The following is a 22457-nucleotide window of genomic DNA, read 5'->3' on the forward strand; positions in this document are numbered from 1 at the left end:
CGGCCCACCGTTTCCCGCGAAAACAAGCATTCCGAGCCGGGGCCGTCCCCGGCCGCGCCCGACGGCGCGAGGTTGGAACCGACCCCATGAGCGGCCTTCTATGAACGGCATCGTCGCGCTCGCGCTCCGGCAGCGCCCCCTCGTCATCCTCGCCTTCGTGCTGTTCGTGGTCGGGGGGCTGGCCGCCTTCCAGAACCTCAACATCGAGGCCTATCCCGACCCGACCCCGCCGATGGTCGATGTCGTGACCCAGACCGACGGCCTCTCGGCGGAGGAAATCGAGCGCTACGTCACGATCCCGATCGAGCGCATCACGTCGGGCATGCCGAACCTCAAGCAGGTCCGCACGATCTCGCTCTACGGCCTGTCCGATGTGAAGCTGCAATTCGGCTTCGAGTTCGATTATCTCCAGGCCGAGCAGCAGGTCCTGAACCGTCTGCAGCAGCTCGATCCGCTTCCGGCCGGCGCCAAGCCCACCATCTCGCCGATCAGCCCGATCGGCGAGATCTTCCGCTACAAGCTCACGGCGCCGCCCGGCTACAGCGTGCTCGATCTGCGCACGCTCCAGGAATGGATGCTCAAGAAGCGCTTCCGCGCGGTGCCGGGCGTGATCGACGCCGTTGGCTGGGGCGGCAAGACCAAGACCATCGAGCTGTCGGTCGATCTCGATCGGCTGATGGCTTACGGCCTGACGCTCTCCAACGTCGTCAAGACCCTCAACGACAGCAATCTCAACGTCGGCGGCAACCGCGTCGCCATCGGCGGCCAATCGGCGGTGGTGCGCGCGGTCGGCCTGATCCGCGACGTGGACGACATCAACGGAACCGTGCTGACCCAGGTCGGCGGCGCGCCGGTGCTCGTGAAGGACATCGCCACCGTCACCATCGGCCACCAGCCCCGGCTCGGCATCGCCGGCATGAACGACGAGGACGACATCGTCCAGGGCATCGTCCTGATGCGCCGCGGCGAGAAGAGCACGCCCTCGATCGAGGCGGTGAAGGCGGAGGTCGCCAAGATCGAGGCGGCGGGCATCCTGCCGCCGGGCGTGAAGATCGAGCGCATCTACGACCGCGCCGACCTGATCGCGGTGACGACCCACACCGTGCTGCACAACATGGTGGTCGGCATCCTGCTGATCCTCGTGATCCAGTGGCTGTTTCTCGGCAATCTCCGCTCGGCGCTGATCGTCGTGGCGACGATTCCCTTCGCCCTGTTCTTCGCCGTCGTCATCCTCGTGGCGCGCGACGAATCCGCCAACCTGCTCTCCGTCGGCGCACTCGATTTCGGTCTCATCGTCGACGGCACCGTCATCATGGTCGAGGCGATCTTCCGGCGCCTGTCGGGCCACGGCATTCCTGGCTACCCGCCGCCGGGGCTCGACGCCAAGTCGGGGCGCATCGCGCTCGCCGCGGGCGATGTCAGCCGCTCGATCTTCTTTGCGGCGGCGATCATCGTCACCGGCTTCCTACCGCTCTTCACGCTGACCGGCGTCGAGGGCCACATCTTCGGGCCGATGGCGACGACCTATGCCTACGCCCTGCTCGGCGGCCTCATCGCCACCTTCACGGTGACGCCCGCGCTCGCCGCCTATCTTCTTCCCGCGCATATCGAGGAGAAGGAGACGATCCTCGTGCGTGTCCTCGACCGGCTCTACCGCCCGGCGGTGCGTGCCGCGATCGGCGCCCGGCTCGTGACGGTGGCTTGCGTCGCGCTGATCGCGGTCGGCGTGGGGCTCGCGGCGCGCAATCTCGGCTCGGAGTTCCTGCCCAAGCTCGAAGAGGGCAACCTCTGGGTTCGCGCCACCATGCCGGCGACGATCTCGCTCAGGGAAAGCAACGGCTACGTCAACGACATGCGCAAGATCATCGCCTCGCTTCCAGAGGTCGAGCGCGTGGTCTCGCAGCACGGGCGCCCGGACGACGGTACCGATGCAGCCGGCTTCTTCAACGCCGAGTTCTTCGCGCCGATGAAGCCACTCGATCAGTGGCGGCCCGGCGTGGACAAGGAGAAGCTGACCGAGGAGATGCTGCACAAGCTCCAGGCAGCCTTCCCCGGTGTCGATTTCAACCTGTCGCAATACCTTCAGGACAACGTCGCCGAGGCGGTCTCCGGCATCAAGGGCGAGAACTCGTTCAAGATCTTCGGCAACGACCTGCAGAAACTCACCGACACCGCGAAACAGGTGCAGCGCGTGCTCTCGACGATCCACGGCGTCGAGGATCTGGCCGTGTTCCAGTCGCTCGGCCAGCCGACCATCGAGATCGACGTCGACCGGGTGCGCGCCGCCCGCTACGGCCTGACGCCGGGCGACATCAACACCACCGTGCGCACCGCCATCGGCGGCGATTCGGCCGGTGATCTCTACGATCCCGGCTCCGAGCGGCACTACCCGATCATGGTGCGCCTCCAACCCCAGTTCCGCCAGAGCATCGAGGCGATCGCCAACCTGCGCATCGCCGGCCAGAGCCCGGCCAACGGTGCCCCCGTACAATTCCCCTTGAGCGCGGTGGCGCGGGTCGAACTCGTCTCCGGGCCTGCCTACATCTATCGCGAGGCGCAGGAGCGTTACCTGCCGGTGAAGTTCTCCGTGCGTGGGCGCGACCTCGGCAGCACCATCGAGGAGGCGCGCGCCCGCGTCGCCGACGAGGTGAAGCTGCCACCGGGCTACCGACTGGAGCTGGTCGGCGAATTCAACAACATGAAGGGCGCGATCGCCCGCCTCTCCGTGACCGTGCCGATCGCGGTCGGCATCATCGCGATCCTGCTGTTCATGAACTTCTCGTCGGTGGTCGATTCGGCTCTGGCGCTGAGCGTGATCCCGATGGCGATGGCCGGCGGCATCTTGGCCCTGTCCCTCACCGGCACCTCGTTCAGCGTCTCGGCGGCAATCGGCTTCATCGCGCTGCTCGGCATCGCCGTGATGGACGGCATCATCGTGCTCTCGTCCTACAACGGCCTGCTGGCCGCGGGCGTGGAGCGCGTGCCGGCGATGCTGCGCACCTGCTACACGCAGATGCGGCCGGTGGTGATGACCTGCGTCGTGGCCGGCGTCGGCCTGCTGCCCGCGGCCTTCTCCACCGGCGTCGGCTCGCAGGTGCAGAAGCCGCTGGCGCTGGTGGTGGTCGGCGGCATGGCGCTCGCGCCCCTGCTGATCCTGCTGGTGCTGCCGGTGCTGATCCTGACCTTCTCGCGCCGCAAGCCCGCCGCGCATTCGGAGGCCTCGGACCGGGTTGCGGCCGCCCAGGCGCATGCCGGGGCGCAGTGAGGGGCGGCAGCGCTCCTCACACCTGCCGCGTCGACCCCCGCAGCACTACCCGCCCGCTGAGCGTCACCTTGCGCACCGGCTGACCCGGATGCTCGATGCGCTCGAACAGCAGGCGCATCGCCTGGGTGCCGATCTCGGCCACCGGCTGCTCGATCACGGTGAGGCCGGGCTCGACCAGATCGGTCCAGGGCTCGTTGTCGAAGCCCGCGAGCGCCAGGTCCTTCGGCACGGCGAGCCCGAGGGTCCGCGCCGCACGCACCGTCCCCATCAGCATCAGGCCATCGGAGAGGATCAGGGCCTCGGGCCGCTCGGGCTGTGACAGCCAGCGTGCGGCCGCCGTTTCCGCGGCGGCCGCGTTCGGCGCCACGGAGCGGGCGAGTGGCGCGAGGTCGTAGCGGATCATCGCCGCCGCATAGCCGGCCTGACGCTCCCGCGCCGTCGAAGGGGTGGAGCCAAACAGGCCTCCGATGCGCGTGTAGCCCTGCGCGACGAGGTGATCGACCAGGGAAGACGCGGCCGACGCGTTGTCGAGCACCACGCTGTCATGGGCACCGGGTAGCCCCGAGCGGTCGATGAACACGGTGGGGAAGGACAGGCTGTCGGCCTTGAGCCCGTCCGCCGTCACCTTCGTCGGCGCGAAGATCACGCCGGTGACGCGCTCCTCCTCCATCAGGCGCAGATACTTCGCCTCGCGGTCCGGATCCTCGTCGGTGTTGCACAGGATCACCCGCATCCCGGCGGCGTAGGCCGCATCCTCCACCGCCCGGCTCACTGCCGTGAAGAACGGGTTGCGGATGTCGGCCACGATCAGGCCGATGGTCTGCGCTGCCTTCGAGCGCAGGCGCCGCGCCGAGAGGTTCGGCCGGTAGCCGGTGGCGCGCACCGCCGCCTCGACCTTCCCGCGCACGGCGTCGCTCACCGGGCCGCGCCCGAGTGCCCGCGACACCGTCGCCGTCGAGACGCCCGCCACGCGGGCCACGTCGCGGATTCCGACGCTCATCGTGAAGGAAACGTTTTCATGAGCATAAAACGACTCTGCCATCCTGCGCAGAGCGCTGCAAGCACCGGTCCTGCACTTTGCCGCAGGCCGGAAATTGGCCTCATTCCGAAAACGTTTTCATGGAAAACAGCAGGTCAGGCCCGGATGACCGCGGGCGACCGACGCACCCGCGAACCGATTGGACGTCCGCCAGGTCGAGGAGAACACGCCATGCTCGCACGGACGCCGACATTCTCGCCCCAACGCACCGGACCGCGGCTGTTGGTCCGCCCCGGTGCCCCCCGGCGAGCAAGGAAGCCGCGATCCGCGAGGCCGCTACCGCCGCCGGCGGCATCGCGTGGCACGACGGCCAGACGGCCCACGTCGTGGTCGCTATCGCGGCGCAGTCGGATACGCACATCACCCCGCCGGATCTGGGGCGGGGCGCGCCTCGAACAGCTCCGCACAACCGGGAGCGAGGCCGACATCGTCGCCGCGCCAGCCCCGCCACGGATCTGCGCCAGCGCTTCGACTGGGCCGTCGATTGTCCGACCTAGCTCGGGGCTCGGGGAGTTCCTGAGGCAGTAACTCAACAAAAAGCGGCGCGCCTATAAGGGCGCGCCGGCTGAGGTGACTCGCGGTCTCAGGAACGAGTCGTCGTACTTTATCCAATATACCAGCACATGTCTGTGCCTTTCCGGCGACAGCTACCCTCTTGCTCACAGTTTTGTGAGGAGTGGATGACACTGACGGACGTGGGTCACCGCCTCGCCAGGGCATCGGCGAGGGCGACGATGCGGTTGCGGGCGTAGGTCGGCACGCCCGCACTGATCGAGGTGCCGGTGTTGAATGAGGAATTGCCCATCAGCACCTGCACCGGCAGCAGGTTCTTGAGCACCGGCACGCGGGCATATTCCTGCTTGCGCTCCAGCACGTCGGCCTTGATGGCCAGCGCCATGTAGGTCGTCACCACGGTCCGGTTCGGGTCGTCCGGGGCCGGCTGCATCACCGCGAGGAACTTGCCGAAGCGCAGGATCTGGTTGACCCAGAAGATCGTCTGTTCGAGCCCGCCGGCCACGGGGGTGTCGATCTTCGTGAGCGCGGCGAGGCCCGCGGCCTCGGCCGGCGGCAGCACGCGCAACTCGCTCTGGAACGAGACGAACTCCGCGACCTTCTTCGAGGTGCCGAGTTCGAGCTTATTGGCGAGTTTCACGCCCAGCGGCAGCTTGCCCTCGAGATCGTAGCGCGACTCGATGCAAACCCCGCCCGCCGCGCACCAGGGTCGGTCGGGGCGCTTCGCGAAGGCGGCGGCCGGGTCCTTGGTCGGTGTCACTTCCGCCGGGTCGAGCCGCTTGTGGCGGATCACCGGGTCCATCTTGGCTAGGAAGTCGAGATTGGCGAAGGCCGACAGGTCGATGGCCGATGCCGGCTTGGCCACGACGAAGCGGCCTTCCGCGACATAGACCTTCAGGGTTTCGTGGCGCGGCTTGGCGACCCCGTTCACGGTCTGGGTGTATTCGGGCTCGGTGTAGCCGGGCCAGGGGCTCAGCGCCGCGGCCTCCTGCGGCCGGCTCTTCCGCCACGCGTCGAAAGCGATCAGCCCGCTCTCCGGGTTGGTCGAGGCCGGCTCACGGTGATCGCTGAACAGGACCGTGCCCGGCTTGAGGCTCGCGGCATCGCCCGGAGTCAGGGCCGGCACGTCCTTGACCCGGTCCGAGACCAGGGCGGCGGGCTTCGGAAGATCTTTCGCCGCTTCCTGCGCCTGGACCGGCACGGCCAGCGCAAGCGCGACGAAGAGGACGGCCGGAAACTGCCTGGGCAAAGCGGACCTCGGAGGAGTCGATGAGGGAAAGGCGTCGAAGCGTGCGGCCTCAGTAGCCGGGGTCGTCGCCGAACAGATAGTCGGGATCGCGGCGGCGCTGGCGGGTGCGGGTATCGCCTTCGTCGTCGAAGGGCGAGCCGAACGGCACCGGGTTGACCTGCCCGTAGCGGTCGCGGCCGGGCCAGGTCTGCGGTTCCTCCCGCCGGTCGCGGCGCAGGCCCCAAGGATCGGCATTCCGGTCGGGATCCGTTTCGGCGCTGCGGCGCTGAGCGAAGGGATCGTCGGTGCTCCGGCGCCCGCCCGGCAGGCTGCCGAAGAGGTCGCCCGCGACATCCGCCCCGTCCTCGGCATTGCCGTAATCGCCGTCCTCCGCGTCCGGGCGCAGGGCGTAGAGCGTGTCGCGCGGCACCAGCGCGTACTGCGTGTCGGCGACCTGCCCCCCCTTGAGGCGGAAATGCTCGATGAAGCCGCCGCCCGCGACGCGCTGGCCGCTGCGCGGATCGATCGGCAGGTCGGCGATCAATGCCTTCGCCTCCGGCGAGGGCGGCGCGAGGGGGGTGCGCGGCACTCCGTTGGCCCAGGCCGCCTGGAAGATGGCTCTGGCGATCGGTACCGAGACGTGACCACCCGTCTGGCCCCGGCCGAGCGTGCGGCGCACGCCGTCGGCGTTGTCGTAGCCGGCCCAGACCACCACCGTGATTTCGTTCGAGAAGCCGGCAAACCACGCGTCGTTCTCGTTTTCCGAGGTCCCGGTCTTGCCCGCGACGTATGGCGAGATGCCAGCGAGTGCCGCGGCCGTGCCGTGCTGGGTCACTCCCTGGAGCATGGTCTTGAGCTGGTAGAAGGCGACGCGGTCGGCCGAGCCGATCCGCACCGGCGCCTTGTCGGGGTGGCCGTAGACCGGCTTGCCGTCGCGCTCGACCGCTTCCAGCGCGTAGGCGCTCGGGCGCGCGCCCTCGTTGGCGATGGCGGCGTAGAAGCTCGCCAGATCGATCATCCGCACCGGCTGGGCGCCGAGCACGAAGGGATAGTAGCGCTCGCACTCGGCATAGAGCTGTGCCTCCAGCGCGATGTCGCAGACCCGCTGCAGGCTGTCGGGCGCCTTCGCTGCGATGCCGCCCTGGAGCAGGCGGGCGGTGACAAGGTTCTTCGAGAATTCGAGACCGCGCCGGATCGTCGTCGCGCCGGAGCCGCCCCCATCGTAGTTCTTTGGGGACCATGAATCACCAGTTCCGCCGATCGGCGGCAGGGTCACCGCGGAGTCCATCACCAGGGTATTGGGCTGGAGCCCCGCATTCAGCGCGGCGAGATAGGTCAAGGGCTTCAGGGTCGAGCCCGGCTGGCGCACGGTCTGCGTCACCCGGTTGAGCTGGCTCAAGGGGTAGGAGAATCCCCCGCTCATCGCCAAAATCTTGCCGGTGCGGTTCTCCAGCACGATGGCGGCGCCCTGCACGGTGGGGCGCACCCGCAGGTCGGCGCGGGGGCTGCCCTTGCCCTCGCGCAGTCGCACCCTGACCGCGTCGTAGAGCTGGAGTTTTCCACGTGCCGGTCCGGGCTCCAGGCTCGCGACCCGGCCGTCGGGAAGGCCGACCCGCGTGCCGTTCTTGCCGGTCTGAAGCACCACCGCGAGCGGCCAGCGCACGTCGTAGAGCTGCGGCCGGGCGGAGACGAGCGCGCGCTGCCAAGCTGGTTGCACGGCGGGCTTGGCCGGTGCCTTCGCCGCAGCCGCCTTCCGGGCACCCTTCTTCGTCTCAGGGGGAGGCGAAGGCTCGGCCGCGGGCTCCGGCGCGGGCGCGGCGGCTTCGATCCGCTTCACGGCCTCGGCGAGGTTCAGCTCCGGCCCTTCGAAGCGGGCGCGGCCGGTGCCGCGCTCGTAGGTCGCGAGTCCCTCCTGCAGCGCGCCCTCCAGCGCGCTCTGCAGGCCGGCATTCACCGTGGCGCGCACGGTGTAGCTCGCGTTGGTGAGCGACTCGAGCCCGGCGAAGGTGCGCGCCTCGCGGGCCACGTGATCGACGAGGTAGAAGCCGGATTCTTGGCGTGTAGCGTCCGGCGGCTTGATGCCGAGGTCGGAGGCCATCGCCGTCGTCATCTGCGCCTCGGTGATCGTGCCCTCTTCCTTCATTCGGCTGAGCACGTAGGCGCGGCGCTCCCGCGCCCGCTCGGGGTACTTGTCGGGGCTGTAGTAGTTCGGGCCCTTCGGCAGGCCGGCGAGCAGGGCGGCCTCGGGCAGCGTGAGCGCGCCCACCGACTTCCCGAACCAGGAGCGTGTGGCCATCTCGATGCCGTAGGCGCCGCGGCCGAGATAGATCCCGTTGAGGTAGAGCCCGAGGATTTGCGGCTTGGTTTGGAGCCGTTCCAGGCGCGAGGCGACGATCATCTCACGGATCTTGCGCTCGTAGGTGACGTCGTCGCCGACCGAGAGGTTCTTCACCACCTGCTGCGTGATCGTGGAGCCGCCGGCGGGCCGCCCCGGCGAGGCGAGGTTGCCGATGAAGGCGCGGATCACCCCGCGCTCGTCGATACCGTGATGCTGATAGAAGCGTTTGTCCTCGGCTGCGACGAAGGCCTTTTGCACGAGGTCCGGCACCGCGCTGATCGGCACCACGAGGCGCCGACCGCGGGCCTCGAAGGTCTCGGAGAACGGCTTGCCCGCCCCGTCGAGGATCACGCTGGCGCTGGGAAGCTTGATGTCGCGCAGGGCCTCGGCCGAGGGCAGGTCCTTCACGGCGTTGTTGTAGAAGGCGATCACCGCCCCCGCCTCGAAGGGAGAATTGGCCGGGCTCTCGCCCTTGCAGAACTGCTTGTAGCTCGTGTTCAGCTCAGTGATGTCGAGCCCGTGCAGGATCTTGGGCGCGTTGTCGCCGGCCACCGCGCTCGGATCCTCCATGGCGGTGGAGATCAACTCGTCGAGGTTGATATCCTCGATGTCGAAGGACTTGCGCATGTGGGCGCAGCCGTCGCGCAGGATCGCCACGACCTCCGGGCCGTCTTTGGCAGGGTCGAACTGGGTCCGCACTGCGTCGGGCCGCGTCGTGACCTGAGACAGGGTCAGCGCGGTCGCGAACAGCTTGATCAGGATGGCGTTCATCGCGCGTGTGAGGACCCTGGCCGGCACGCGACGGACAGCGTGTCGGCACCGATAGAGCCGTGCACAACGCGGCTGATTTATGGACGCGCTCGCGCGGACGCGACGGGACGGGGATGCGCCGCGGGCGGGTGCGGACGGCGGGCCCGACGACGAAAAGAGGCGACCGCGTCGTGCGATCGCCCCCGAAGCCTGCCGTCGCGGCCGGCCCTCACATTCAGCCTGCCTCAGCGCAGGAGCTGGAGGATACCCTGCTGCGCCTGATTGGCGAGCGACAGCGCCGAGATGCCCAGCGACTGGCGGGTCGAGAGCGCCTGCGAGTTGGCTGCCTCCTCGTTGAGGTCGGCGTTGGTCAGGTTCGACGCGCCGGTATCGAGGATGTTGACGAGCCGCTTGGTGAAGTCCTGCCGGTTCTGCACGACGGAGAGGTTCGAGCCGAAGGTCGAACTCGCCGTGCGCAGGGTGTCGGAGGCGCCGGTGAGGCCGGCGAGCGTGCCCTTGATGTCGGCGTCGAGCAGGAAGTTGCCCTTGCCATCCGCGGTCGCACCGGAATTGCCGGTGATGGGATCGAGATCGAGGCCATCCGCCGTCAGATCCTGGCCCTGGACGTCGAGGTTGGCCGTGTCCCGCTCGTTGAAGGCGATGTGCAGCTTGTTCGACGGATCGCCGTTGCTGATCAGGTTCACGCCGTTGAAGCTCGAATCCTTGGCGAGCTGCGTGATCTGGATCAGCAGGCTGTTGTACTGTTCAGCCAGCTTGTTGCGTGTCTCTACGCCAGAAGTGGTCAGATTGGAGCTGGCGCTCGCTACGTCGTTACCGGTACCGTACTTGGCTGTCGAGGCGGTCCCCGTCCCGGCGGCGAAGCCCAATGCGGTCTGGCCGCCCGTCGTGGCGAACTCGACCGCCGAGCTCGCATTCAGCACGATCTTCTTGCCGGTCGTGTCCTTCGAGAACATCGTCGAACCGGCCTGCGTATTGAGTGCGGTGATGGCCGCATCGATCGTGGAGCTGGTGGCGATGGTCGCCGTCTTGCTCGTGCCGTTGACGTAGAAGACGACAGTGGTCGCGGCAGAGGTGTTGGCGGCGAAATCGTTGGCCGCAGTGCCGGTCGTCGTGATCTGCGTCGACAGCGCTTGGTTGGCGGTGGATTTCGCCGAATCGATCAGCTTCTGGATCGAGGTGATGCCCTGGTTGGCCGCCTGGATCGTCTGGATGCCGTTCGAGATCGAGTCGAGCAGCGAATTGAGATCGCCCGAACGGCTGTTGAAGGACTGCGCAGTGAAGAAGTTGACCGGATTGTCGAGGGCGGACGAAACCTTCAGTCCCGTCGCCAGCCGGTTCTGGGTAGTGGCCGTCAGCGCCGAGGTGTCCTGCAGCGAGAGCAGGTTCTGACGGGTGGCGGCGGAAAGCGTGACGCTGGAAGACATGGGTAACAACCCCGTTCAGATCGATACTGATCCGGCATTACGGTTAATTCACCATGTCTCGGGTTTCTTTAGCGTTAACGACCCCTTCCCGACGCGAGATTTCTTGATCCCGGAACGAAAAACGGTCGGAGCGTGAGCCCCGACCGTGCTTTTCCTTGGCGTTCCGCCTGCTGCCTGCAGATCAGCGCAGGAGCTGGAGGATGCTCTGCTGTGCCTGGTTGGCGAGCGAGAGTGCCGAGATGCCCAGCGACTGGCGGGTCGAGAGCGCCTGAGAGTTGGCGGCCTCCAGGTTGAGGTCGGCGTTGGTCAGGTTCGCCGCGCCGGTATCGAGCACGTTGATCAGGTTCTTCGAGAAGCTCTGCCGGTTCTGCACGACGGAGAGGTTCGAGCCGAAGGTCGAGCTTGCCGTGCGCAGGGTGTCGGAACCCGCCGTCAGGCTGGTCAGCGTTCCCTTAATGTCGTCATCGAGCAGGAAGTTGCCCTTGCCATCCGCGGTCGCACCGGAATTGCCGGTGATCGAGTCGAGGTCGAGGCCGTCGGCCGTCAGGTCCTGGCCCTGAACGTCGAGGTTCGACGTATCCTTCTCGTTGAAGGCGATGTGCAGCTTGTTCGACGGATCGCCGTTGCTGATCAGGTTGGTGCCGTTGAAGCTCGAATCCTTGGCGAGCTGCGTGATCTGGGTCAGCAGGCTGTTGTACTGCTCGGCCAGCTTCTTGCGGGTGTCTACGCCCGCGATGGTCAGGTTAGAGCCCGAAGTCACGACATCATTGCCACTGCCGTACTTAGCGGTCGTGGCGGCGCTGGTTGAACCGGCAGCGAAGCCGAGCGCCGTCTGACCGGCCGTGGAGGCGAACTCGACCGCTGCGCTGGCGTTCAGCACGATCTTCTTGCCGGTCGTATCCTTCGAGAACATCGTCGAGCCGGCCTGCGTGTTGAGCGTGGAGATGGCCGTGTCGATCGTGTCGGTGCTGGCGATGCTCGCCGTCTTGCTCGTGCCGTTGACGAAGAAGGTCACGCTGGTGGTGGCGGTAGGAGCAGTGAAGTCGGTGCCCGCGGTGCCGGTCGTCGTGATCTGCGTCGACAGCGCCTGATTGGCGGTGGATTTCGCCGAGTCGATCAGCTTCTGGATCGAGGTGATGCCCTGGTTGGCAGCCTGGATCGCCTGGACGCCGTTCGAGATACCGTCGAGCAGGCCGCCCAGATCGGTCGAGCGGTTCGACAGGTTCTGCGCGGTGAAGAAGTTGACGGGGCTATCGAGGGCGGAGGAAACCTTGAGGCCGGTGGCGAGGCGGTTCTGGGTGGTCGCCGTCAGCGACGAGGTGTCCTGCAGCGAGAGCAGGTTCTGACGGGTGGCGGACGAAAGCGTGATGCCGGAGGACATGGGGGCGATCCTTGTGGGTCTTGATGCCGCCCTTTTGGCGACACACGGACCCTCCACCCCGCGCCTTGCCGAGACCTTAATCCGACCACCGGATTCATGGGCTTTCGCCCATCAAACGCAAGCAGAGCGAAAAGCCCTGCGATCATGGTTAAGAGAAATTCGCGGCCTTTGCTTCGTTTTGCCCACGCAAGGATTTATTCACCATGGCTCTGCGCATCGAACTGAAGCCTCAGGAGCGGCTGATCATCAACGGCGCGTTGATCCGCAACGGCGACCGGCGATCGACCTTCGTGATCGAGAACCAGTGCAAGTTCCTGCGCGAGAGCGAAATCATCACCGAGACCGAGGCCGACACCGCCGCCAAGCGGCTCTGCGTCACGCTCCAGTTCATCTACCTCGCCGATAACCCGCCGGAGGCCGAGGATCTGTTCGTGCGCCAAGCCACGGAGATCATGAAGGCGTCGCCGAGCATGGCGACCTACATCCTCGCGATCCAGGACGAACTCTCGGCGCAGCAATATCACCGCGCGATCAAGCGCGGGCGTGAGCTGATCGCCTACGAGCGCCAGCTCCTCGACCATCTGGAGGCGAGCCTCGATGCGGGCGCGCCGCAGGGCTGAGCAGCGCTCTTCGCGACGGCTTTTCAGACGATGCCGCTCTTCTCGTAGGGCCAGGGCTTGCCGAGATGGGCGGCAACTCGGGCCGCGTCGGAGCCGACCGCCTCGACCGCCGCCTGCACCTGCTCGACCGAGACCTCGAACCGGCGTGCCCAGTAGGCACGGTCGCGCGGCGCGTCGAGCACCACCTGGGCGGGATCGCCGCTCGCTGCGTGCCCCTCGGCATGTCCCTCGTCGGACGCTTCCTGCACCATCTTCCGGTCCCTTCCGATCGCGCCCGCAACGGCAAGCGGGTCAACACGGACAAACCGGCGAGTGGGGCGGGATGGTTCCGGAAGCCGGGCCCTTCGGTTCACGCCTCGCGCGGGGCCACCGGCCCGGACCGCAGGCGCGGTGGGGAGGCCGGGGCGGGCGCGATGTGGAAGGCGGCCGGGCGCCGGAACAGGAAATCCAGGCGCGTGCCGCGCACCAGCCGCTCGAAGGCGAGCGGCACCGTGACCGCGGCGGCGGTGACGACGAGGCTCGCGAGCCCCACCTCGAGGGCGAGATCGGGCTGAACCCCGTTGAACTTGACGATCAGGGTGCGGGTGAGCGCCATCGGCAGGAAGAAGCCGAGATAGATCACGATGGAGCGCTCGCCGCAGGCGCGCAGGGCGGCGGTCACCGGCCCGCCCGCGCGGGTCATCAGCGCGGCGAAGGCGACGATGGCAAGTGCACCGACCGTGCCGAGCCCGAGGCTGACCACCGGCAGGCGCGCAAGCGTCGGCAATCCCTCGATGCCCGTGGGCGTGAACACGAACACCGCCTCCATCACCGCCCACACGGCAAGACCCGCGAGCGCCAAGCCCGCGCGCTCGCGCACCCGGTCGGCGAAGCGGAAGATCCACTCGGCGAAGAGGTAGCCGCCCAGGAAGTAAACGTAGCGCTCGCAGAACTCGTCCAGGAGTTCGGGCAGGCCGCTCGTCGGCAGGATCTGCAGCAGGGCTGCCGCGACGAGCAGCAGGGCCGGCGGCACCCGGCGGTGGAGCAGCTTCGTCATCACCGAGAACACGGCGAGCAGGTAGACGAACCACAGCGTCGAGTAGGGCACCACGAGCGCCTCGGCGAAGTGCCAGCCGAAGGCGGCGAGCTGCGCCGATAGGCCCTCCGCACCGGCGACGATCGACCCGGCCTTGAACAGCGACTGGATCACCACCCAGAGCGCGTAGAAATAAGCGAAGTGGACCACGCGCCGATCCGCGAACAGACGCCAATCGCGATCGATCACCCGTCCGAGGAAGAGCCCCGAGAGCAGGAAGAAGTCGGGGATCCGGAACGGCCTGGCGAATTCGACGACCTCGTGCAGGAAGCCTTCGCCGCCCAGGGCCTCGCCGGTGCCGAGCGTCGAATGCATCATCACGACGAGGATGATGCACAGGCCCTTGGCGACATCGACCCAAGCGAGCCGGGCGGCTTCCTCGGGAAGCGGGCGTAGGGGGCGGGTTGCCGCTTTGGACGCTGCGGTCATGGCGGGCGGGCCTCGTGCGGACGGGATCGAGCCTCGACTTTGGCACCCGAGGGTTAAGCGCCCGCGAGCGTCGCCCGGCGTTCGCGCCGCGCGGTTAACAGCTCGGCAAGACGGCCGGAACATTTCCCAATATTGGCCGTCGGCTCGCCTGAAACAGGCGGTACGCCGGGATGACGCCGCGCTCGCCTTGATCGTGCGAGACGTTGCTCTCGCCTCAAGAGCTTTCGGACGCTGCCGCGCACGAAGTCCGTTCACCATTCGGTTACGTCGGCGCTGGAACGCGCTATCGCGAGGCTCGACAAGGAATTGGCACAGGTGGCCGCGTCGGCCGTGGCCGCGAACCGCCCTCCCCTGGCCTCATCAAGCCGATCGGGTCTCGCTCCTATCGCCGCAGACTCCCATCGCCGCGTCGTGCCCGGGTCATGCGCGTGGGAGCGTGGAAGTCGTCGGGCTTACCGCGCACCCACTCCAGGAAGCGGGCGATCTCGGGATCGTCGCGCAGGGCTTCGACCTCGGCCAGCCTGCGGGCGATCTCGGCCTCGCTGTAGCGCGCATGGATCGCCGAGTGGCAGATCTGATGGAGCCGGACGGTCGCTCCGTGGGTGCCGCCCTTCAGCTTCGGCGTGAGGTGGTGCAGGCTCTGGCGGGCATGCGCCGGAATCGGGCGCTCGCAGAGCGGACAGACCGGCATGCCCGCCGGCTTCGGTCCGTGCGTCTCCGGATCCGCGTCGCGCCAACGACGGGAGCGCCGCCCCACCACCCCGTCTCTCCGTTCAACGCTCCGGCTTCTCCGGGCGCCAAAGAAACGGCCGGAGTGACTGCGCGGCTCCCGCCTTTGCCCTGCGTCACGTGCGCCTCCGACGCTCCACCGGCTCGAAGCCCCAAGGATCACACCGCGTCCTGCCCCAGAGGTCCTGCCGCGCCTGCGCCTTGTTGCGGCGAAGGGGGCAGGTTACCCCTGAGGGCACGGTGCACCACAGGCCAGCGGCACCAGGGGCGAGCGGCATGAAGCGGACGACCATCGACTCCAAGCTCACCGTCGCGCATCAGCCGAGCCTCGCGGAGATCGAGGCGCTGGGGGCTGAGGGTGTGAGCCTCCTCATCAACAACCGCCCCGATGGCGAGGAGCCGGGCCAACCCGGCGCGGCGGCCGAGCGCGCGGCAGCGGAGGCGGCGGGCCTGCGCTACCTCGACCTGCCGGTGACGGGCCCCACCCTCAGCCGCGAGGCGGTGGAGCGCTTCCACGCGGCGGTCGAGGCGGCGCCGGGCCCGGTCGTCGCCCATTGCCGCAGCGGCACGCGCTCGCTGACGCTCTGGGCAATCGGCGAAGTGCTCGCCGGACGCCTCCGGCGCGACGAGGTGGCGGCCTACGGCGCCCGCCACGGCTACGACCTCACCGGCGCCGAGCGCTGGCTCGATGCGAATGCGGGCTGAGCGGAACGGCCGCTACTGCCCCGGCACGGTGAGGATCAGCGGCCCGTTGCGGGTGGCGACGACGGTGTGCTCGTATTGCACCGTGAGGGCGTTCGGCCGGCTGTAGAGCGTCCAGGGATCGTCGCCGTCCTCGGCGAAGTCGGCGCCCAGCGACAGGAACGGCTCGACCGTCAGCACCATGCCGTCCTGCATGATCCGGCGCTCGGACGGATCGGGCCAAGTCGCGATCTCGGTCGGCTCCTCGTGCAGCGACAGGCCGACCCCGTGGCTCGCGAGGTTGCGCACCAGCGTGTAGCCGTTCTTTTGGGCGAAGGTGCCCACCGCCCGGCCGATGCCCGAGAGAGGCTTGCCGGCGCCGACCTGACGCAGGCCCGTCCACATCGCCCGGCGCCCATCCTTGCACAGCCGCTCGACCGCGCGCGTCACCGGCGGCACGGCGAAGGAGGCGCCCGTATCGGAGAAGTAGCCGTCCTTCTCGGCCGACACGTCGATATTGACCAAGTCGCCCGGTTCGATCCGGCGCTCGCCCGGGATGCCGTGGGCGATCTCCTCGTTGATGCTGATGCAGGTCGCGCCGGGGAAGGCGTAGACCGTCTCCGGCGCCGAGCGCGCGCCGGCCGCCTCCAGGAAGGCCCGTCCGACGCGATCGAGCTCGCGCGTGGTCATGCCGGGCTCGATCGCCCTCCCCATGACCGCCAGCGTGTCGGCCACGATGCGCCCGATCCGCTTCAGGCCAGCCAACTCGTCGTCGTTCGACACCGTCATGTCGCGTCCCCTCGCACGGCCGGAGCGGCTCTGGCCGGGCGCTTGTGCCATCTTTGCCGAGCTTGGCGAAACCGCGGCGCGGCCAGCGTCTCGGTGCGGCTACCTGTGCCGCCGTCGCGCCGCCGTGCTTCACCTTCTTCAGGATGAGCGCCAGCGGCACGAGTCAGGCGGTGAGCACGGCCAGCACCCAGAACACGTCGATATAGGCCCAGCAGGCGACCTGCGTCGCGAGTTGCCGGCCGATCCAGGCGATCGCTTGGTTCTGCGCGTCGGGGCCGGCGAAGCCGTGCTACTCGAAGCAGCACGTCGCCTGGGATAGGGCCTGCTGGTAGGCCGGCCTGCGCGGCCCGCACCGTCGTGTAGCCGAGGTTGAGCCGGGCTTGATCGCGCTGGGCCTCGGCCTGGGCACGCTGCGCCTCGGTGCTGGCGCGCTCGGCCTGGAGCAAGTCGATCTGCTTCTGGGCGGCGACCACGTTCGCTCGGGCGCTGGCCGGCGAGGCTTGGCGCTGTTCCAGGGTCGAGGTCGAGGATTGCGACGGCTGGATCGAGGCCTGCGCCGCCTGAACTCGTAGGGATGCAGGTGGATCAACCAGTAGAGCCAGTAGAGATAGCCGGCAACGCCCAGGGCCAGCACGGCCACATCGCCGAGGACGAACCACCGGGGGTGTCGCCGCAGGACGCCCAGGCGGCTGTCGTCGTCCTCCTGGTCCGGCCCGTAGGAAGCTTGGCCCTCATCGCCGGATCTGCCTCGATCGGGGCCGCCCCCACGGGCCTGAGTCGGACGATTGAATCCATCGCCCGGCTTGGCCTGCCGCTGATCGTCAAGCATCGAGGGAAAGCGCCGAAAGAGGACCGATCCAACGGAGCCAAGCCTCGGGTGTACCCGCCTCGGCTGCAGAAGACCCGAACGGGATTGAAGTTCCATCCCGCGCGCCGCGAGCGTGGCGACAACCAGCGACCTAGGAGGGCACGCAACAGCGCCGGCACAACTTCAGACACAACTTCTGGAACGTAAGGTTCTGGAACGTGAGGCGCGACGCTGCGTTGCGGCAGAGATGGGGTGTTCGCTTGCGGGCGAGGCGGCCCGGCTGCACCATCGGCCGGCCCGTGCTCGGTGCCCGTCCTCGGCGCCGATAACCTGACGCCCGAACTTGGCGCCCGAACTTGGCGGAGGAGTGTGGTCGATGGCTGGATCATCCAACGTGTCCGGGGCGACGAGTCCGTCCGGCGTGCCACCGACCGGACCCGCGCACCTCGATGCGATGAGCGCCGTGCTGGCCCGCAACTGGTGGCTCGTGGCCCTGCGCGGCCTCCTCGCCATCCTGTTCGGAGTCATCGCCTTCGTGGCGCCGGGCGCCTTCGTGCTCTCGCTGGTGCTTTTCTTCTCGGCCTACATGCTGGTCGACGGCATCTTCGGCATCGTTGCCGCGGTGCGGGCGGCGCAGCGCCACGAGCGCTGGGGCTTCCTGTTGCTCGAAGGCCTGCTCGACATCGTGGTGGGCGTCGCGGCCTTCCTCGTGCCGGCGGCGGCGGTCTGGGCCTTCGTGCTGCTCGTCGCGGCCTGGGCCCTCCTCTCCGGCGGACTGATGATCGCGGCGGCCTTCCGCCTCCACCCGCATTACGGACGCTGGTGGCTGGGCCTCGGCGGCATCGTCTCGGTGCTGTTCGGGATCGTGCTCCTGATCAATCCCGGCATGTCGGCGCTGGTGCTGACGTGGTGGCTCGGCGCCTACGCCTTGGCCTTCGGCGTGATGCTGTTGATCCTCGGCTTCCGACTGCGCTCCCGACACGCGGCGACGGGGCGTCCTTGACCCCTCCCGCCACCGTGCCCGACCCACGATCGGGCATGCCTCGGGCTGCCCTCAGTGTCTCTCACAGCCGGCACACAGCGCAGGGGAGCTCGGAAACGGTCAGGCCATCATCGCCCGCGCGGTGTCGGCGTCGGCAAGCGGGCGTCCGAGCAGGCATGCGCCCTCGGCGACGCGGCGGATCTGGGCGGCGTTGCTCTCGGCCGAGCGGCCGTCAGGGGCGAGCAGACTGTTCTCGAAGCCGACGCGCACATGGCCGCCCAGACCCGCCGCGACGAGAGCGCAGGCATTTTCGCGAGGGCCGAAGGCGCAGATCGCCCAGAGCGGCGGCCCCTCGCCGGCCACGGCGAGGAAGGGCAGCAGGTCGGCGGGCCGCGAGACCTGACCGGGGGTGTAGCGGCCCAGCACGAAGAGCGGGAAATCCCCGCCCTCCCCGAATACGCCGCGGCGTTTGAGCGCGACGTAGCGGGTCACTTCGGCGGCCTCGTAGAGGATGATCTGGAGGAGGACGTGCTCGCGCCGCGCCCACGAAAAGAACTCGGCCGCTGCGGGCTCGGCCCCCGCGTCCGGCACGATCTCGCGTAGCGCCAGCGACACCGCTTCGGGGCGCGTCGCGCGCACCACCGCCATCTGCTCCGGCGCCTCGTAGCGTCCCGCGGCTTCCGAGGTGATCTGCACCACGAGGCGCTCACCCACCTCGGCGCGGATCGCCGCGGTGACCGCACGGTAGGCCTCGGCGTCGAGCAGGTGGCGGCCCTGCACATCGCGGACATGGACGTGGATCAGGGCGGCACCAGCCTCCGCGATCTCGGCGGCGGTGCGGGCGATCTCGCTTTCCGTGATCGGCAGAGCCGGATGGTCGGCCTTGGTGCGGGTGGCGCCGTTGGGGGCGTTGGCGAGGATGAGCGGCGGCCAGCCGGCGTCTTGCGTCACAGGTTCGGTCTCTTGTTCGAGAGGAAATCTACTCGCCCGCGCTCAGGCCCAGACGCCGCATGCGATCGGAGAGCGTCTTGCGCGGCAGGCCCAGTGCGCGAGCGGCCTCGGCGATGCGCTGGCCGGAGGCCTTGAGCGCGTCCTCGATGACGAGGCGCTCCACCCGATCGAGCAGGGCGTCGAGCCCCGGGGCCGCGTCGGCGCCGCCGGCCAGATCTGGGCTGAGGAAGCCGAGAACGGCCCGCTCGGCGGCGTTCTTGAGTTCGCGCACGTTGCCCGGCCAATCGGCCAGCATCAGCGAGCGGCGCAAGGAGGGCGGCACCTCGATCACCGGGCGCTGGTACTTCACCGCCGCCTGGACGAGGAACAGCTCGAACAGGAGCGGGATATCCTCGCGCCGCTCGCGCAGGGGCGGCAGGGTCAGCGTCACCACGTTGAGGCGAAAGTACAGGTCGCGGCGGAAATGGCCGGCGTCCGAGAGCGCGTCGAGATCCTCCTTGGTGGCGGCGACCACCCGCAGGTCCACCGGCACGCTGGTGTTGGAGCCGAGCCGCTCCACGCGCCGCTCCTGGAGCACGCGCAGGAGCTTCACCTGCAGCGCCAGCGGCATGCTCTCGACCTCGTCGAGGAACAGCGTGCCGCCGCTGGCATGCTCGACCTTGCCGATGCGGCGCTTGCCCGCTCCCGTGAAGGCGCCGGCCTCGTGGCCGAACATCTCGCTCTCGAACATGCTCTCGGGGATGGCGCCGCAATTGATCGCCACGAAGGGCTTGGCCGCCCGCGCCCCGCCCTCGTGCAGGGCGCGGGCGACCTGCTCCTTGCCGGCTCCGGTCTCGCCGAGCACGAGCACGTCGGCGGCGGCGGAGCTGAGCGCGGCGACGTCCTCGCGCAGGCGGCGCATCGCCGGCGAGGGGCCGACGAGGCAGCGCTCCACCGCCCCCTCGCGCGCGTCGCCGCGGCCGAGGGCGTCGCGCAGGCGACGGTTCTCCATCACCAGCGCCCGCTTCTCCAGGGCGCGCCGGACCACCTCAACGAAGGCATCGTTGACGAAGGGTTTTTCGATGAAGTGATAGGCACCCTCGCGCATGGCGGCGACGGCCATGGCGATGTCGCCGTGGCCGGTGACCAGCACCACCGGCAGCTCGGCGTCGCGGCGGCGGATGTCGGCGAGCAGGGCGAGCCCGTCGCTGCCCGGCAGGCGCACGTCGCTGACAACCACCCCGGAAAAATCGCGGCCGATCGCCGGCAGGGCTGCCTCGGCGCTTCCGAAGGCCTCGACGGCGAAGCCGGCGAGCTGGAGCGCCTGCTCCATGGCGAGGCGGACCATCTCCTCGTCGTCGATCAGCACGACCCGCGGGGCGGAGGTCGGCTCGGCTTCAGGAAGCATGGTGTCTCCTCCGGCGCATCCTCTCCGGAAGCGTCCCGGCCGTCTCCTCTACCTTCTCCCCCGCCACGTCCATCACGAGATCGAAGGCGAGGCCGCCGCCGGCCATCGGCCGGGGCTGGAGCGTCGCGCCGAATTCGCGGGCGATGGCGAGCGAGATCGGCAGGCCGAGGCCGAGCCCCTCCCCCGCCGGCTTGGTGGTGAAGAACGGATCGAAGATGCGGTTGAGCTCCGCCGCGTCGAGGCCCGGCCCGTTATCCTCGACGCTGAGCACGACGTGTCCCTCTCCGGCCCAGGCGCGCACCGCGACCTCCGCGCCCGGGCGGCCCTTGACCGCGTCGAGGGCGTTGCCGACGAGGTTGATCAGCACCTGCGACAGGCGGATCGGCTCGAACACCACCCACTGCGCCGCCGGATCGAGATCGGTCGTGACCCGCGCCCCCGCGTCGCGGATGCGGGAGGACAGGATCGCGAGGCTCTCCGAGACGGCCATGCCGACATCGACCGCGACGCGCTCGGTCCCCGAGCGGCGGGAGAAGCTGCGCAATTGGCCGGTGATCTTGCCGAGCCGGTCCACCAGGGAGACGATGCGGGTCAGGTTGGCGGCAACCTCCGCCTCCCGCCCCTGCCGCAGGAAGGCTGAGGCATTGTCGGCCAAGCCCCGCAGGGCGGCGAGCGGCTGGTTCAGCTCGTGGGTGATGCCGGCCGCCATCTGCCCGAGCGTAGCCATCTTGGCGGCCTGGACCAGTTCGCCCTGCATCTCCCGGAGGTCGCTCTCGGCGCGGCTGCGCTCCTCGATCTCGCCTGCGAGCCTGAGATTCGCGGCGCTCAGATCGGCGGTGCGGGCCGCAACCTTAGCCTCCAGCTCGCGCTGCGCCGCGCGGTTCTCGCGCACGCGCCGCAGGTGCTGGCTCCCGTAGAGACCGATCAGGCCAAGCACGACCAATGCCAGGATCGCGCCGATCCGCGCGCTGCGCCCGGCAAGAGCCACCGGCGCGGCGTCGGCGAAGAGCAGCAGGGTCCAGCCATAGGCCGGCAAAGCCTGCTGCTCGAACAGCGCGCGGCCCTGCGGCGCCGCCTCCGACCGGCTGACCAGCGGCACCCCGCCCACCCGTTCCGTCCGGCCGAGATCGATCTGGGCGTAGTCGTCGCGCCCGTACTGGCGCGTCCGCTCCATGCGCGCGCGGGCGGCGGTCTCGAGCGGCTTCGTCGCGCGGAACTTGAGGGCGGGATCGGAGGCGAGGAAGACGATGCCGTTCTCGTCGGCCACAAGCACGCGGTCGGTGCCTTCGCGCCAGATCGTCTCCATCGAATCGAGGCTGACCTTGGTCGCCACCACGCCGCGCACCGCGCCGTCGATGACCACGGGGGCGCTGATGAAGTAGCCGGGCACGCCGGTGAGCGTGCCGATGGCGTAGAACCGCCCGACCCGCCCGCCGCGCGCTTCCGTGAAGTAGGGCCGGTAGGAAAAATCCTGGCCGACATAGGTCTGGGGCGTGTCCCAGTTCGAGGCGGCGATGGTCAGGCCGGAGGGGATCAGCAGGTAGACGACACCGGCTCCCGCCTCGCCGCTCAGGGTCTTGAGATAGGCGTTGACGGTGGCGACCTGCGCCGGATCGTTCGGCGCGGCCAGCAACGCCCGCACCCGTGGGTCGAGCGCCGCCGCCGCGGGCAAGAAACCGAAGCGCTCGATGGCGCCCTCCAGGCTCTGCGCGTAGATCTCCGCCCGCTGGCGGGCATCGCCGGCGAGGCTCTCCGCCACGCGGGCCTCCGTCACGTCACCCGCTTTCAGAACGGCGAAGACGGCGGCGACTGCCAGCGCGGCGAGGACGAGGGCACGCGCGACCGCGGCGCGAGGGAAGGGCATGGTGATTCGGTTCGTGCCGACCTGCTCAAACGGGTCTCAGGGAAGGCCGATCCCATTCCCCCTCCTCATCCTGAGATGTGGGAGCGAAGCGGAGACCGCGAAGGGTGTTCGAGGGATCGCGCGGGATCTGGAGGATCCGTCAAAGCCCGCTGACGCGGGCACCTCAGGATGAGGAGTTGAACG

Annotated in this window: 17 protein-coding genes; 5 read left to right on the top strand and 12 right to left on the bottom strand. The window is 68.9% G+C overall.

All coding sequences use genetic code 11. The annotated features are described in order from the left end of the window. The first annotated feature begins 100 nt into the window (after positions 1-100). Positions 101-3265: an efflux RND transporter permease subunit gene (locus FHU13_RS15510; RefSeq protein WP_183436757.1), complete on the top strand. Its 3165-nt coding sequence runs from the start codon at positions 101-103 to the stop codon at positions 3263-3265. Between the two features lie 16 nt (positions 3266-3281). Here FHU13_RS15510 and FHU13_RS15515 read toward each other — a convergent pair whose 3' ends face one another. From FHU13_RS15515 to FHU13_RS15535, 5 genes are all read right to left on the bottom strand, one after another. After that, a complete protein-coding gene (locus tag FHU13_RS15515; protein ID WP_183436758.1) occupies positions 3282-4265 on the bottom strand; it encodes a LacI family DNA-binding transcriptional regulator in 984 nt (327 codons plus the stop codon). Positions 4266-5004: 739 nt separating this feature from the next. Then, positions 5005-6066 carry a hypothetical protein gene (locus FHU13_RS15520; protein ID WP_183436759.1) on the bottom strand — a complete coding sequence of 354 codons (1062 nt, stop codon included), beginning with the start codon at positions 6064-6066 and terminating at the stop codon, positions 5005-5007. A gap of 49 nt (positions 6067-6115) precedes the next feature. Next, positions 6116-9154 (bottom strand): penicillin-binding protein 1A, encoded by a 3039-nt coding sequence (locus tag FHU13_RS15525; RefSeq protein ID WP_183436760.1) that lies wholly within the window; start codon positions 9152-9154, stop codon positions 6116-6118. 224 nt (positions 9155-9378) lie between these two features. Continuing rightward, positions 9379-10578: a flagellin gene (locus FHU13_RS15530; protein WP_183436761.1), complete on the bottom strand. Its 1200-nt coding sequence runs from the start codon at positions 10576-10578 to the stop codon at positions 9379-9381. Positions 10579-10759: 181 nt separating this feature from the next. Further along, positions 10760-11959, bottom strand: a complete 1200-nt coding sequence (locus FHU13_RS15535; RefSeq protein WP_183436762.1) for a flagellin — start codon at positions 11957-11959, stop codon at positions 10760-10762. Between the two features lie 203 nt (positions 11960-12162). Here FHU13_RS15535 and FHU13_RS15540 point away from each other — a divergent pair, with 203 nt between their 5' ends. Next, entirely contained in the window at positions 12163-12579 is a 417-nt protein-coding gene (locus FHU13_RS15540) for a flagellar biosynthesis repressor FlbT (RefSeq protein WP_183436763.1), read from the top strand. A 23-nt stretch (positions 12580-12602) separates the two neighbouring features. Here FHU13_RS15540 and FHU13_RS15545 read toward each other — a convergent pair whose 3' ends face one another. From FHU13_RS15545 to FHU13_RS15555, 3 genes are all read right to left on the bottom strand, one after another. Then, on the bottom strand, positions 12603-12830 hold the full coding sequence (locus FHU13_RS15545; RefSeq protein WP_183436764.1) for a DUF3606 domain-containing protein: 228 nt from the start codon (positions 12828-12830) through the stop codon (positions 12603-12605). A 98-nt stretch (positions 12831-12928) separates the two neighbouring features. Further along, positions 12929-14083, bottom strand: coding sequence for an acyltransferase family protein (locus FHU13_RS15550; RefSeq protein ID WP_183436765.1), 1155 nt, complete (start codon positions 14081-14083; stop codon positions 12929-12931). Positions 14084-14465: 382 nt separating this feature from the next. Then, positions 14466-14843, bottom strand: a complete 378-nt coding sequence (locus FHU13_RS15555) for a restriction endonuclease (RefSeq protein WP_183436766.1) — start codon at positions 14841-14843, stop codon at positions 14466-14468. Between the two features lie 245 nt (positions 14844-15088). On the opposite strand from FHU13_RS15555, the gene FHU13_RS15560 reads away from it, so the two are divergent. Next, entirely contained in the window at positions 15089-15517 is a 429-nt protein-coding gene (locus FHU13_RS15560) for a TIGR01244 family sulfur transferase (protein WP_183436767.1), read from the top strand. A gap of 12 nt (positions 15518-15529) precedes the next feature. Here FHU13_RS15560 and map read toward each other — a convergent pair whose 3' ends face one another. Next, positions 15530-16282: a type I methionyl aminopeptidase gene (map, locus tag FHU13_RS15565; protein WP_183436768.1), complete on the bottom strand. Its 753-nt coding sequence runs from the start codon at positions 16280-16282 to the stop codon at positions 15530-15532. A 420-nt stretch (positions 16283-16702) separates the two neighbouring features. Here map and FHU13_RS15570 point away from each other — a divergent pair, with 420 nt between their 5' ends. Both FHU13_RS15570 and FHU13_RS15575 read left to right on the top strand, forming a co-directional pair. Then, complete coding sequence (locus tag FHU13_RS15570) at positions 16703-16846, top strand: hypothetical protein (protein ID WP_183436769.1); 144 nt, start codon at positions 16703-16705, stop codon at positions 16844-16846. 620 nt (positions 16847-17466) lie between these two features. After that, positions 17467-18093, top strand: a complete 627-nt coding sequence (locus tag FHU13_RS15575; protein ID WP_183436770.1) for an HdeD family acid-resistance protein — start codon at positions 17467-17469, stop codon at positions 18091-18093. Positions 18094-18192: 99 nt separating this feature from the next. Here FHU13_RS15575 and FHU13_RS15580 read toward each other — a convergent pair whose 3' ends face one another. From FHU13_RS15580 to FHU13_RS15590, 3 genes are read right to left on the bottom strand one after another with little or no spacing between them, the layout of a single operon-like run. Next, a complete protein-coding gene (locus FHU13_RS15580; RefSeq protein ID WP_183436771.1) occupies positions 18193-19023 on the bottom strand; it encodes a 3-keto-5-aminohexanoate cleavage protein in 831 nt (276 codons plus the stop codon). Positions 19024-19051: 28 nt separating this feature from the next. Beyond that, positions 19052-20410, bottom strand: coding sequence for a sigma-54-dependent transcriptional regulator (locus FHU13_RS15585; RefSeq protein ID WP_183436772.1), 1359 nt, complete (start codon positions 20408-20410; stop codon positions 19052-19054). Continuing rightward, complete coding sequence (locus FHU13_RS15590) at positions 20400-22274, bottom strand: ATP-binding protein (protein ID WP_183436773.1); 1875 nt, start codon at positions 22272-22274, stop codon at positions 20400-20402. The genes FHU13_RS15585 and FHU13_RS15590 overlap by 11 nt, the downstream gene beginning before the upstream one ends. Between the last annotated feature and the right edge of the window lie 183 nt (positions 22275-22457).

Origin of the sequence: Methylobacterium sp. R2-1 (assembly GCF_014191355.1) — a bacterium.
Taxonomy (GTDB): domain Bacteria; phylum Pseudomonadota; class Alphaproteobacteria; order Rhizobiales; family Beijerinckiaceae; genus Methylobacterium.

Excerpts from the sequence above, each read along its gene's own strand:
- FHU13_RS15510 (WP_183436757.1), top strand. The coding sequence starts at position 101 with ATGAACGGCATCGTCGCGCTCGCGCTCCGGCAGCGCCCCCTCGTCATC.
- FHU13_RS15515 (WP_183436758.1), bottom strand. The coding sequence starts at position 4,265 with ATGAGCGTCGGAATCCGCGACGTGGCCCGCGTGGCGGGCGTCTCGACG.
- FHU13_RS15525 (WP_183436760.1), bottom strand. The coding sequence starts at position 9,154 with ATGAACGCCATCCTGATCAAGCTGTTCGCGACCGCGCTGACCCTGTCT.
- FHU13_RS15530 (WP_183436761.1), bottom strand. The coding sequence starts at position 10,578 with ATGTCTTCCAGCGTCACGCTTTCCGCCGCCACCCGTCAGAACCTGCTC.
- FHU13_RS15535 (WP_183436762.1), bottom strand. The coding sequence starts at position 11,959 with ATGTCCTCCGGCATCACGCTTTCGTCCGCCACCCGTCAGAACCTGCTC.
- FHU13_RS15540 (WP_183436763.1), top strand. The coding sequence starts at position 12,163 with ATGGCTCTGCGCATCGAACTGAAGCCTCAGGAGCGGCTGATCATCAAC.
- FHU13_RS15545 (WP_183436764.1), bottom strand. The coding sequence starts at position 12,830 with ATGGTGCAGGAAGCGTCCGACGAGGGACATGCCGAGGGGCACGCAGCG.
- FHU13_RS15550 (WP_183436765.1), bottom strand. The coding sequence starts at position 14,083 with ATGACCGCAGCGTCCAAAGCGGCAACCCGCCCCCTACGCCCGCTTCCC.
- FHU13_RS15560 (WP_183436767.1), top strand. The coding sequence starts at position 15,089 with ATGAAGCGGACGACCATCGACTCCAAGCTCACCGTCGCGCATCAGCCG.
- map (WP_183436768.1), bottom strand. The coding sequence starts at position 16,282 with ATGACGGTGTCGAACGACGACGAGTTGGCTGGCCTGAAGCGGATCGGG.
- FHU13_RS15575 (WP_183436770.1), top strand. The coding sequence starts at position 17,467 with ATGGCTGGATCATCCAACGTGTCCGGGGCGACGAGTCCGTCCGGCGTG.
- FHU13_RS15585 (WP_183436772.1), bottom strand. The coding sequence starts at position 20,410 with ATGCTTCCTGAAGCCGAGCCGACCTCCGCCCCGCGGGTCGTGCTGATC.
- FHU13_RS15590 (WP_183436773.1), bottom strand. The coding sequence starts at position 22,274 with ATGCCCTTCCCTCGCGCCGCGGTCGCGCGTGCCCTCGTCCTCGCCGCG.